A 13,031-nucleotide genomic window follows, 5' to 3' on the forward strand; every position below is an offset into this window, starting at 1 on the left:
GCGTCTGTTCGTTGTCGCTCGTCAATTGAGTAACCCAATCTATTTATTTGCGTCTTTGAAGGCCGAAGTTTTCCTTTTTTTCAAAAGGATAATCTACGTCCCTCGATTTTGCCCAAAGGTATAGCAATTTTCAAATCCAACAACAACAAAACTATGCCCTTCATATAAAGAAAAACACCTTATTCTCGTCTTGCGGGCTTTGCGAGTGATAGGCAATGAGATAGAGTACCCAAATGGCATTTTCCTAAACCATAAGAATGATTTTCTCGATGGCGACAAAACTGGTAAAGATCACATCCACTGCTTTAAGCTTTTGCGCCACAGCAGCCCCCCATTACGCCCTGGCCCAAGACGTACCTGCAGACAGCTTTGTTGAAAACACCGCAATTGTCCTTTTATTTATCCCTCTCCTGATTCTGATCGGGATTGTTCTCTATCGAACACAAAATCAAAAAACGCCCCCTTTACCACTCGCCAACAAATACCTGGCAGCCCTTGAACAAGCCTCTCAGGGCTTTGCCCCTTTTATGCGCCCGGAGCAAAAACATTCCACCAAAGAAGCAATGGGATGGCTATTAAAGGAAACCGCCCGCACACTTGATGTTTCCCAAGTTTGTTACTGGAGCTTTGAACGGGAACAATCCTCCTTGATGATCAAGCATTTTTTTGATGCACATGGGGACCCCCTGCCGACAAACCAAATTCTGTCACGCCAAAAGCATCCTAACTTTTTTGCAGCTTTGGAAGCGGGCCGCACCATCTGCTTTTCCGATGCGCCCAATGATCCGCGCTGTGCAAAACTGATGGACCCCTTACCCCCTCAGACCTTACCTAAGTCCATCATGGCGGCAACGGTTGGCATTGATAAAGAGGCCCACGGCGTTTTATTGATCTCCGCCAAAAGAAAACAGCGCTACTGGGAGGAAAGTGAACAGCAATATGCCGGGGCAATTGCAGACCTTGCTGCGTTTTATCTCACCACCCAAGATTTACAAACTGCCCAAAAAGCCTTTGAAAAAAGTGAAACCCGCTTTCGCGATCTTGTTGACGCCAGTTCTGACTGGTACTGGGAAACCGATAGGGAACACCGTTTCAGCTATTTTTCAGAACAATTCACGGCCTTGACAGGTATCCCGCAACAAACATTGCTGGGCAAGACACGTAATATTTTTGCAAAAGAATCCGCCATGTCCCCCAAATGGATCAACCATTGGGATGACCTGCAAAACCACCGCCCCTTTCGTGACTTTAAATATTCCACCCCTGTCGGAGAACGGATCTTGCGGGTTTCCATTAATGGCAAACCCCATTTCGATAAAGAAGGAAAGTTTCTTGGCTATCGGGGAACAGGCTCAGACGTCACAGAAACAGCAGCCTTTAAAACCCGTTTTGAAGAAGGGATCAATGCCCTGCCCAATGGGTTCCTCATGTGGGATGCAGATGACCATCTGGTGATGTGGAATAAAACCATTCTCGATATTTTCCCCATCCTTGAACCTTATACCAAGCGCCCCCTCAGCTACCTTGAACTTGTAAAATTATGCGGGCAGGAAGAGGCAATTAAATACCCCCGCCCCTTAGATGACAGCTTATGCGACGATATCCTCAAACGCCATAAAGCAGGCGGAACAACCGAGGTTGAACTGACAAACGGTAAATACTTGCTGGTCAATGAACAGCCAACCTCAGAAGGCGGCATTATTGGCATTTACACAGATATCACGACCTTAAAAGAACGCGAAAAAGAACTTATTCGTAACAAACGCTATTCAGAGGCCCAGACACAATGCAGTAACGTGCTTTTCCATGCACGCAACGAAAGCTTTATCCTGTCTGAGGTCTGCCGCATTATTACGGAAACAGACCCATTTGACGTTGCCTGGATTTCCCTTTTCAACACGCCGGGACAATTACCTGAATTCTTGAAAGTCAACGTGCAAAAAGGCATGGCTGACGATCTATATGAACATCGCCCCTCCAGCACCTTAAAGCAAGTTTTCATAAAACAGGAACATATTGAATTTTCCATCAAACTCATGGTGCAGGCATACCCGGATTTCAAAAAGCACATTGAAAAGGCCGACATCAAATATGCAGGTATCTTCCCCATCTGGATTGATACGAAGATTGCGGGCTTTCTGAATGTTGCCACCAGCCAGCGTTCAAATTTCAGGCAACGTCACGTCAGCTTGTTGATGCGTCTTGCCAATGACATCGGTTATGGTCTGTCCAGCCTCAGAAGTGAACAAAGCCGCCTGATTGCCGAAGAAGCCCTGCGTGAAAGCGAAGGCCGCTATCGCAGTCTTGTAGAAATGTCCCCGGATGCCATTCTGGTTTTAGATGAAAACCAGAAAATCGTTTTCTCCAATCCGGAAAGCTATAACCTTTTCGCAACGATCAAGCGCAATGACATCATTAACCAGCCCTTCAGCAGCTTTACAAAAAGCTCCAGCAACCTGTTTAAAGCCCCTCCGGCCGTTGATGATAAAGACCCGGCGCAATATTTGACCTCAGTAAAGCTCCTGAAACTGGATGGGACAGAATTTGAGGCCGACATCACCGCCCAGCCTGTTTCTTATGCGGGGCTTACAACCCGCCTGCTCATTATCCGGGATGTGACAGAACGCAACCGGATGAATGAACATCTTGCTCAAACCTCCAAACTTGCCACACTTGGCGAAATGGCTGCGGGTATTACCCATGAACTTAGCCAACCGCTTAACATCATGCGCTTTGCCGCCGAAGGCAGCTTGTTGAAGATGGACAAAAACACCCTGAGTGAAAAAGATGTTCAAAAGCAGCTCAACCTCATCAGTATGCAAAGTGCACGCATGGCCGATATTATTGACCATATGCGTGTCTTCAGCCGTAAAGACACAGGGGAAATTGAAACATTTGACCCCACCCTTGTGGTGCGCCAATCGGTTGATATGGTTGAGGCGCAATTCTTTGCCGAAGGCATTATTTTAGAAGCGCGCTACCCCTCTTATTATGGCAAAGTCAAAGGGCGCCCCATTCAGCTTGAACAGGTTATCCTTAACCTGATCAATAATGCACGCGATGCCATTAACCAACGTTATGAACAACTGGACAACGGCAAAAACGAAGAAAAACGCATTATCGTCATTATGACCTATGATCAGGCTGATGATGAAATCAACATTGCTGTTACAGACAACGGTGGCGGTATCGAAGACGATGTTATCGCCAAACTGTTTGACCCTTTCTTCACCACAAAAGAAGTTGGCAAAGGAACCGGGTTGGGACTATCGGTCAGTTACGGCATTATTGCGGCCATGGGCGGAACAATTCAGGCTCGCAATATTCATAAAGGGGCACGTTTTGATATTTGCCTCCCCTGTTTTGACCCACAAACAGAAACCACAACCCCAGCGCAGCCCCCCTTGGAAACAGAAGATGAAATTGAAGAAGACCTCGGCATTAATTTCGGGGAAGGTGAAGGTAATATTCTCGTCGTTGATGATGAAATCTATGCCGCCGAAGCCATGATGGAGTACCTGCTGGAAAACGGATATTTCGTAAATATTGCCAGCGATGGCGAAGAAGCCCTCAACCTTTTTGATCAGGAGCCTGCCGATGTGGTCGTTACAGATATGCGCATGCCTAAAATGGATGGCTATATCCTTTTGAAAAACCTGAAAAAAAGAAATCCGGATATCCCTGTCATTATCGTCACAGGCCATACAGGAATAGAAGAGTCGAACATGGAAGAACTACATACATTGGCATTCAATGTCCTAAAAAAACCTGTAAGTTTGTCACAATTATCATCAGAAGTTGAGAAAGCCCTTCAGACGGTTCAAAAGTATAATTAATTTTCTTTTCAGCATTGTGAAACCCCTCACATTCCAATATGATGTGTCAGCTTTTTAAATCGGAATAGATTACACATGAAAATCCTAGTTGCGGATGACCATAATCTTGTACGCGAAGGGTTAAAACCTTTCCTTGAAGAATTGGACCCAAACGTTGAAACTGTCGAAGCTGCGTCATTTGATGAAGCTTTTCTGGTTGCACAGAACACAGCTGGCCTTGACCTGATTTTGATGGACCTCAAAATGCCGGGGATGAACGGATTTGATGGCTTGGTCAAAATGTGTGAAACCTACACATCTGTACCCATCGTAATTTTATCCGGTCATTTCAATCGCCATGATGTGCTAGAGGCTGTTGAACGTGGTGCTGCGGGCTACGTCCCCAAAACAATCAGCGGCTCTGCCATGGTGAACGCCTTACGGCTGGTTTTATCCGGTGAAAAATACATCCCGTCTGCCGCCTTTCAGGAAACACCAGAAGACAATGATGACAGCCCCATTGGTCGCAGTGCAGCCAGCACAGATATGACCGACGGCCCACTTTCGCGTTTAAGTGAACGTGAAAAAGAAATTTTAGGGCACTTGATTGAAGGCAATACCAATAAAGAGATTGCCCGCAAACTTGGCCTGCAAGAAATCACTGTCAAAGTGCATTTGCGTAACATCTATCGCAAAATGGATGCGGCCAACCGTGCACAGGCTGTTCGCATCGCCCTTCAAAACGGCTGGCAAGGCTGATTGTAGACAAGACCATCAAATAAAAGAAAAGCCCCTCACCAATGTGAAGGGCTTTTTTCATACGTTCAGCAAGGCGAAACTTATTCTTCAGAAGCAACTTCTTCTGACTGAACGCGTGCTTCAGCTTTTTCACCTGCTTTTTCCAGCTTGGAAATACGTGCACGAGCAACAATCACCTGCTTTTCAATATCCGCTTCTGTACACAACCCCAAAGTCACCGGGTTACGTGGTGTAATATTGGCAGAGTTCCAGTGGCTCTTGTCATCAATGGCTTTAATGGTCGGCTTTGTTGTCCCCAACAGCTTTGCAATTTGTGTATGCTGCAATTCCGGGTGATTTTTCAACAACCATGCAATCCCGTCCGGACGGTCCTGACGTTTGGACACAGGTGTGTAACGCGCACCCTTACCACGTGCCTTGGGGATCGGGTTGGTGGATTTTTGCAGCTTCAAGCGTTTTGTTGCATCAGCTGCACAACGGTCAATTTCATCTTGCGTCAACTGACCATTGGCAATCGGATCAAGACCTTGCATGCCCATACCAACTTCACCATCAGCAATCGCCTGAATTTCCAGCTCATGCAAACCACAAAAGTCTGCAATTTGAATAAAACTCAAAGCGGTATTTTCGACAAGCCAAACGGCCGTCGCCTTGGGCATAAGAGGCAGCGCCATCTTCTTTATCCTTTTCTTAAACTAAGATGTCGATTGAAGCATCATCGACCAAATTGATCTTTGCCTACTATATAGTCGACTTTTCGCTCAGGTCAAACCACTTCGTATCACTTGGGCTTAACTTTCCACTTTAAGGACGATTTTCCCAATATGTTGTGAACTTTCCATCAAAACATGCGATTGGGCAGCATCCCCCATATCAAAGCTGGAATGTAGCACGGGCTTTACCTTACCCGCCTCAATCAACGGCCAGACAGTGTCCTTAAGCTCTTGTGCAATTTGCGATTTTACGGCCAAAGGCTGCTGACGCAGGGTGGACCCCGTGATCTGCAACTGCTTCATCATCACACTCATGAAATTGACTTCAGCTTTAGACCCTTGCAGATAGGCGATATTGATCAGGCGTCCCTTGCGGGCAAGGCATTTAATGTTACGTGCAATATACTCCCCACCAACCATGTCGAGAATCATATTCACGCCTTTGCCCCCCGTGGCCTCTTTCATCACCTCAACAAAATCGGCTGTCTTATAATTAATCGCCTGAACTGCACCTAGCTCTTCACAAGCCTTGCACTTTTCATCTGACCCGGCCGTCGTATAGACCTTCACACCCAAAGCTGTCGCCAATTGGATTGCGGTTGTCCCGATTCCACTCGTTCCCCCGTGCACCAACAGGCTTTGACCTTCTTTCAGCCCCCCTTGCACATACAGGTTAAACCACACAGTAAAAAATGTTTCCGGTACAACAGCAGCCTCTTCCATACTCAAGCCAGCAGGAATCGCCAAACATTGTTCGGCCGGGACATTACAATATTGCGCATAGCCACCACCATTGGTCAGTGCACAAACCTTATCACCAATTTTCAGTGTTTCCACACCATCAGAAACGGCAACAACCTCACCGGAAATTTCCAGTCCCGGCAGGTCAGAAGCCCCTGGGGGCGGCGGATAAAGCCCTTTGCGTTGAATAACATCCGGTCGATTGACCCCCGCAGCCCCAACCTTGATCAACACCTCACCATCGGTCAAATCCGGTACAGTGCGTTCCACAAGTTTCAAGACGTCGGGGCCACCCGGTTCACTGATTTCCACGCATTTCATTGTCTGATCATTCATAACGCACGTACCTAAAAAAATTTATTGCCAAAACAGTCTCTATCTATTTGTAAAAGAAACAAGTTGCATATACAAATGTCAATTATTGTTGCGATGCAGCAACTATTTTTCTTGACCTAAGTCATGCCAGCCCCCTAGATTGCGCCTGCCCACAAAGGCAAGTTTGACAGGTTGAGGCCAAATAATAAGGGCTGTCGTTTTTCATTAAGCGACAGCCCAAAATTATTTCAGGCTCCCTTAAAATAGTTTTTTGAATTAACCATTGCCGTCAGCGATAGTTTTGGGCTAGAAAGCCGCGTTTGGAATTTTTTCGCGAAAGTCGCGCGGGAATAGGGATATGACTGACAGAGCGTTATTGCCTACGGGCCTACAGGATATGTTGCCAATTGATGCACAATATGAAGCATCTGTTGTTGATCATCTCATGACTTCCTTTGCCTCCCAAGGCTATGACCGCGTCAAGCCCCCGCTTATTGAATTTGAAGAGAACCTGCTCCAAAGCAATGGCGCTGCGCTTAAAGCACAAACATTCCGGGTGATGGACCCGATTTCACAGCGTATGTTGGGGATTCGCCCTGATATCACTGTACAGGTTGAACGGATAGCCTGTAGTCGTCTGGTGAATGAACCCCGCCCCTTGCGCCTGAGTTACACCGGGCAAGTTTTGCGGGTCAAAGGCTCACAACTGCGCCCGGAACGCCAGTTTGCTCAAACAGGGATCGAACTCATCGGCTCAGATGCACAAACAGCAGATTGCGAAGTTGTTCTTCTGGCCGTGGAAGCCTTAACCAAAGCTGGTGCAAAAAATCTCAGCGTTGATCTGGGCTTACCCCCATTGGTGCCTGCGATCTGCGATAGTTTGAATATGGATGAGCAAACGAAAGCTCAATTACGCACGGCACTGGATCGCAAAGACGCTGCCGAAGTCAAAGCCCTTGGCGGGGAAGCTGCTGATTTGTTCGGCCGGCTTCTTGATAGCGCAGGCCCGGCAAAAGAAGCGATTGCAACGCTTAAAGAGTTAAATTTATCCGGTCTGGCCAAGGAATTATGCCAAAACCTGATCAATGTCTATGACCTGATTTCAAGCCAAAGCCCTGAGCTACGCATCACCGTTGATACGGTTGAAAATCGCAGCTACGAATATCACAGCGGTGTGTCCTACACCTTCTTTGCTAAAGGGGCGCGTGGTGAACTGGGCCGTGGTGGCCGCTACGTGACTGGTTCTGGGGAAGCAGCTACGGGTGTGACACTATTTATTGATACCCTGATGCGTGCACTTCCAAAAGCGAGCGCCTCTGAAAAAGTTTTCGTACCTCTGGGTACAGATGCACAAGCAAGTGCACAATTGCGCCAAAACGGCAATATTACAGTTAACGGTTTGCAAGAGGTCACTGACCAGAAGGACGAAGCCAAGCGTCTGGGATGCAGCCACATTTTCTTAAACGGGAAGATTGAACCGCTGGCAGTCTAAAGCGGGCAAGACGGAGTATTTCATCAAATGACAAACGTAGTCGTAGTCGGGACCCAGTGGGGGGACGAAGGTAAAGGCAAGATTGTTGACTGGCTTTCAGAACGTGCAGATGTAGTTGTACGTTTCCAAGGTGGCCATAATGCAGGTCACACTCTCGTCATTGACGGCGTGAAATACAAGCTCAGCCTGCTGCCATCAGGCATCGTGCGTGGGGGCAAACTGTCCGTGATTGGTAACGGTGTGGTGATTGACCCGGCTGCCTTGCTCCAAGAAATCGACACGATCCGGGGTCAAGGTGTGGATATTACACCTGATAACCTTGCGATTGCTGAAAATGCCTGCTTGATCCTGCCGGTTCACCAGAAACTGGACAATGTGCGTGAAGAAGCTCTGGGCAAAGCCAAGATCGGCACCACAGGACGTGGCATTGGCCCGGCTTATGAAGATAAAGTCGGCCGTCGTGCCATTCGTTTTGGTGATCTCGCTGATACGGCAACTCTTCCGGCAAAAGTTGAAAAACTGCTGGAACACCATAATGCAATCCTGCGTGGCTTGGGTAAAGACGAATGGACAGCAGATGAAATCCTGCAACCGCTTCTGGAAATGGCACACAAACTGATGCCTTACTCTCAAATCGTTTGGCAACTGCTTGATGATGCGAAATCCAAAGGCCAGCAAATCCTGTTTGAAGGTGCGCAAGGCACATTGCTCGATATCGACCACGGGACTGTTCCATTTGTGACTTCCTCCAACACAGTCGCAGGTCAAGCCTCTGCCGGTTCCGGTATGGGGCCTAATGCCCTGTCTTATGTGTTGGGCATCACCAAAGCCTATACGACACGTGTAGGTTCTGGCCCGTTCCCAACAGAATTGTTTGACGAAGTCGGCCAAGGCTTGGGCGAGCGCGGCCATGAATTTGGCACAGTTACCGGACGTGAGCGTCGCTGTGGCTGGTTTGATGCCGTTCTGGTTCGCCAGGCTGTCAAGGTCAATGGTATTGACGGTATTGCCCTGATGAAACTGGACGTTCTGGATGGCATGAAAGAACTGAAAATCTGCACAGGCTACAAGCTGAACGGTGAAGTGATCAAACACCTGCCATCCAACCCGGCCGAACAGGCCGAAGTTGAACCAATCCTTGAAGTGATGGAAGGCTGGTCTGAAAGCACCGAAGGTGCCCGTACCTGGGCAGATCTGCCGGCAACCTGCGTTAAATACATCAAACGCATTGAAGAGCTGATTGAAACACCTGTTGCGGTTTGTTCCACAAGCCCGGAACGTGATGACACAATTTTGGTGACAGACCCATTCAACGGCTAATCTGAAAGAACAGACTTTCAATTATAAAGGTCCGGTTCGTCCGGGCCTTTTTCTTTGGGTGTTTTCTTGGGTCAAACCTCGCTGAAGCACATAAGATCATTTTTTATATTTTATTCACATCCCTTTAACTGTTTATCTTTTATGATCTATAAGATTTTCGTTAGTATATCTGATACGATGTGCACAATCGTAGAAGAAAACTTACGACCAAGGGCGTTATACAGAAAAGATCCATAAATGGCCGATCAAGAAGACCAGAATGCACAAGCTCAGGCGCAGGGCGATGAAGCCGCTCAATCTGCCCCTGAGCCCCCAAAGGAAAAGGCAAAGCCAATTCCACCTGTTGCGCTGGACCGCTATTCCATTCACCCCAGCCTTCCGATTGCAGAACTGAGCACCCCATCGGCCAAAGCCTATGTGGCCGAAGATAAACGAAATACCGAACGCAAACTCTTTGCCCTTGTTTGCCCGCCCTTTCTTGGGGCCAGAACAGGTGTTATGGATGTTCTTAAAGGGGCCAATATTCGTGGTTCCATGAACCTGGTTGAATGGGGAACCGTCTTTTGGCCCCCGATCAGTCAACGAACGGTTATCGTCATTTATGAACGTCCCGGCGGCGGTCGCCTTCTGGATCACCTGGGCCAAATCAACCAGCATGAATGGGTGCGTAAGATTATCGAGCCCCTTTGTCATGGGTTGATGGAACTTTCTTCTCGTGGGGTGACACACCGCCAAATCCGCCCTTCCAACCTGTATTTCCTTGATGGGTCAATGGACCGCCTTGTTCTGGGGGACTGTACCTGCGTCCCCTCCGGATATGATCAGCCGATCCTGTTTGAAACACTGGAACGCGGGGCCGCCCCACCACAAGGACGGGGGGCCGGCGACATTGCCGATGATATGTATGCCCTGGGTGTTTCCATCATGTTTGCCATTGCCGGGGGCAACCCGGTTCCCCATTTGCGAACCGATGATGATATTCTCTATGCCAAGATGGTTGATGGCTCTTACGCCACCCTTGTCGGGCAAGAAGCCGTTCCGGTAAATATGGTGGAATGTCTGCGTGGCCTGCTTTCTGATGACGAGCGTGAACGTTGGAGTCTGGAACAGCTTGATCTCTGGATTAACGGTCGCCGCCTGACCCCGATCCAGAAAAAAGCAGCCCCAAAGGCCAAACGCTATATTGATTATGCCGGACGTGAACATTTCAATACACGGACATTGGCACTGGCTGTCACCCGTATGCCCAGTCAGGTTGACAAGCTGGTCAAAGACGACATGCTAGAAACCTGGCTCAAGCGAGATTTGGAAGATTCTGATTTGGCGGCGCGGGCCTCAAACGCCATTCATATGGCGCAAAATCAGGCTGGTGATAAAGATGTGATGGCCGCCCGTATCGGGATTGTTTTAGACCCATCCCTGCCCATCCGATATAAAGACGTCTGGTGTATGCCGGATGGCTTTGGTACAACGCTGGCCCATTCGATTTTACATAAAGGCAATGCCAATAACCCGATTGAACTGGTCACACGTGGCCTGCCCCGTGCCTGGTTTGATGCACAAGATCTCTATAACCCAGTCCATGTTGCCCTTGAAAAGAACTTTGATCAGCTTCAGGATTTTGTCCAGCAACGCAAAATTGGCTATGGGGTAGAACGGGTCCTTTATGAAACCAACCCAACGATTGCCTGCCAAAGTCCTTTAATTCTGGAAGAATACGTCACGACCATCAAGGAACTGATGCCTGCCTTGGAACGGGTTTCTGCAAAAATTGATAAAAAGAAAAAACCGATTGATCGTCATATCGTGGCCTTTATCGCAGCCCGATTGAACCAAAATATTGATCCTCACCTTAAATCCGTTGGCGATGAACGCGAAGATATTGCCACCTTGGGAATGATCAGCCTTCTAGCCCTTGTCCAATGGCGGACAAAAGCCGGGACGCTCATGGCCTTTACCAGCTGGGTCGGTGCCCATATGGGGCCTGCAATTAAAGCTTATCACAGTAAGTCCATCCGCGAAGAATTGGAAAAAGAAGTTCCAAAACTGATCCGCAAAGGCAACCTTGCCGACCTGTTTAACCTGCTGGATAACCCCGAACAGCGTGCACAGGATCAAATGGAATTTGACGAGGCACGCAAAGAATTTGAAGATGCTGAAATTGAGGTCAAAGATATCGAAGGCAACGAAAAATCCATGCAGAAAAATTCCAGCCGTATGGGGGAACAAGCCGCTGCCATGACCTCGATTGTCATTTCTCTTTTAATTATTACCGTGACATTCTTTGGTAAACTCTGGTAAGGCAATAGCGTCATGGCAAAAACAACAGTAACAGTTACCAAAAAACCGGGAAGTGGCAGCAGCGGCGGATTAATGCTGCTGGGGATGGTTGCCCTTTTTGCAGCCGTCATCCTGATGCTGGTGTCCATGGCCTCTTTGGTTCTGGTCTGTTTTGGGATGCTCCCCACCTTTGTGGCGGTTTTGATTGATCGTTCGCCCCAACGCTTTGCTTTTATCAGTGTGCTGGCGATGAACTTTGCCGGAGTGTTCCCCTACCTTCTTGACCTTTGGATGGGCAGCAACAGCATGTCTGTTGCCATCGACACACTGACCGATGTCTTTTCCCTTTTTGTCATGTACGGCCTGGCTGGATTGGGCTGGCTTCTCTTTATCGTTACCCCGCCTATTGTCACAACGATTTTGACCTTCATTGCCCAACGCCGCGTTTCAACATTGCGTGCCAACCAGAAAAAACTGCTGCAAGAATGGGGCGACGATATCACCGATGATGATGGAATTGGTAGTAGCGCTGCTCCCGGCGAGATGAAAGAACCCGGCGCCCCACCATCTGGAGAGCCAAAGGCACCACAAGCCCCTAAAAAATAACCGCCCTGATCATTCATTCAGGACGGCTTGGAAAACAGACTTAGGGCGTAAACTCATAAAAAACGGGCTTGCTTAATAGCGCTCCCGCATTTCCTTTTCTTTCATGCGTTGTTCAAGCATTGCATTTTTCATTGATTTTTGCAGTTTTTCAAACGCACGAACTTCAATTTGGCGGATACGCTCACGCGAAACCCCATATTGCTGGGATAAATCTTCAAGAGTGGTCGCACGCTCTTGCAGGCGGCGTTCCATCAAGATATGGCGCTCACGCTCATTTAACACACCAAGCCCGGCTTCCAGCATAACGCGGCGGTTATCCAGCTCTTCGCGTTTTGCCAGTTCTTTTTCCTGATTGGGTGTTTCATCAACCAGCCAGTCAATCCATTCACCATCCCCGTCCATGCGCAAAGCTGAATTCAGGCTATGGTCAGAACTCGCCAAACGGCGGTTCATCTGAATGACTTCTTCTTCTGGAACGTTGAGCTTATCCGCAATCTGCGTCACATGTTCCGGGTGTAAGTCCCCTTCTTCAATCGCCTGCATTTGGCCTTTCAGCTTGCGCAGGTTGAAGAATAGTTTTTTCTGAGCTGCCGTGGTTCCCATTTTGACCAAAGACCAGGAATGCAGGATATATTCCTGAATGGAAGCCCTGATCCACCACATTGCATAAGTGGCCAGACGGAAGCCTCTTTCAGGGTCAAATCGCTTGACGGCTTGCATCATTCCCACATTGCCTTCGGAAATGAGTTCGCCAACAGGCAGGCCGTAGCCACGATAGCCCATAGCAATTTTTGCAACAAGCCGCAGGTGACTGGTGACGAGTTTATGGGCAGAAGCGTGATCTTCAGCCTCGCGCCAACGAACGGCCAGATTATATTCTTCCTCGACACTGAGCATCGGGAAACGTCGAATTTCACTAAGGTACCGTGAAAGATTGCTTTCAGGTGTAAATGTAAGTCCTAAGGTATTTGTCGCCATGTGCCAATCCCC

The 13,031-nt window shown here is 48.3% G+C and carries 9 protein-coding genes; 6 read left to right on the forward strand and 3 right to left on the reverse strand.

The window, feature by feature from the left end:
* The first annotated feature begins 269 nt into the window (after positions 1–269).
* Both E4K71_RS08850 and E4K71_RS08855 read left to right on the forward strand, forming a co-directional pair.
* Positions 270–3,836 (forward strand): PAS domain S-box protein, encoded by a 3,567-nt coding sequence (locus E4K71_RS08850; RefSeq protein WP_167730399.1) that lies wholly within the window; start codon positions 270–272, stop codon positions 3,834–3,836.
* 75 nt (positions 3,837–3,911) lie between these two features.
* Positions 3,912–4,574, forward strand: coding sequence for a response regulator transcription factor (locus E4K71_RS08855; protein WP_135078732.1), 663 nt, complete (start codon positions 3,912–3,914; stop codon positions 4,572–4,574).
* A gap of 80 nt (positions 4,575–4,654) precedes the next feature.
* Here E4K71_RS08855 and E4K71_RS08860 read toward each other — a convergent pair whose 3' ends face one another.
* Together E4K71_RS08860 and E4K71_RS08865 are read right to left on the reverse strand one after the other, a co-directional pair.
* Entirely contained in the window at positions 4,655–5,248 is a 594-nt protein-coding gene (locus E4K71_RS08860) for a cell cycle transcriptional regulator TrcR (protein ID WP_135078734.1), read from the reverse strand.
* Between the two features lie 117 nt (positions 5,249–5,365).
* Positions 5,366–6,364 carry an NAD(P)H-quinone oxidoreductase gene (locus E4K71_RS08865; RefSeq protein WP_206201885.1) on the reverse strand — a complete coding sequence of 333 codons (999 nt, stop codon included), beginning with the start codon at positions 6,362–6,364 and terminating at the stop codon, positions 5,366–5,368.
* 337 nt (positions 6,365–6,701) lie between these two features.
* Between E4K71_RS08865 and E4K71_RS08870 the strand changes: the two genes are divergently transcribed.
* From E4K71_RS08870 to E4K71_RS08885, 4 genes are all read left to right on the forward strand, one after another.
* On the forward strand, positions 6,702–7,835 hold the full coding sequence (locus E4K71_RS08870) for an ATP phosphoribosyltransferase regulatory subunit (protein ID WP_135078736.1): 1,134 nt from the start codon (positions 6,702–6,704) through the stop codon (positions 7,833–7,835).
* 27 nt (positions 7,836–7,862) lie between these two features.
* Positions 7,863–9,155 (forward strand): adenylosuccinate synthase, encoded by a 1,293-nt coding sequence (locus tag E4K71_RS08875; RefSeq protein WP_135078738.1) that lies wholly within the window; start codon positions 7,863–7,865, stop codon positions 9,153–9,155.
* A gap of 237 nt (positions 9,156–9,392) precedes the next feature.
* Complete coding sequence (locus E4K71_RS08880; protein ID WP_135078740.1) at positions 9,393–11,456, forward strand: protein kinase family protein; 2,064 nt, start codon at positions 9,393–9,395, stop codon at positions 11,454–11,456.
* Positions 11,457–11,468: 12 nt separating this feature from the next.
* On the forward strand, positions 11,469–12,041 hold the full coding sequence (locus tag E4K71_RS08885) for an acyl-CoA synthetase (RefSeq protein ID WP_135078742.1): 573 nt from the start codon (positions 11,469–11,471) through the stop codon (positions 12,039–12,041).
* Positions 12,042–12,113: 72 nt separating this feature from the next.
* On the opposite strand, the gene rpoH is transcribed toward E4K71_RS08885, so the two are convergent.
* Positions 12,114–13,019, reverse strand: coding sequence for an RNA polymerase sigma factor RpoH (gene rpoH, locus E4K71_RS08890; protein ID WP_135078744.1), 906 nt, complete (start codon positions 13,017–13,019; stop codon positions 12,114–12,116).
* Positions 13,020–13,031 lie beyond the last annotated feature (12 nt).

The organism is Terasakiella sp. SH-1, assembly GCF_004564135.1.
Classification (GTDB): domain Bacteria; phylum Pseudomonadota; class Alphaproteobacteria; order Rhodospirillales; family Terasakiellaceae; genus Terasakiella.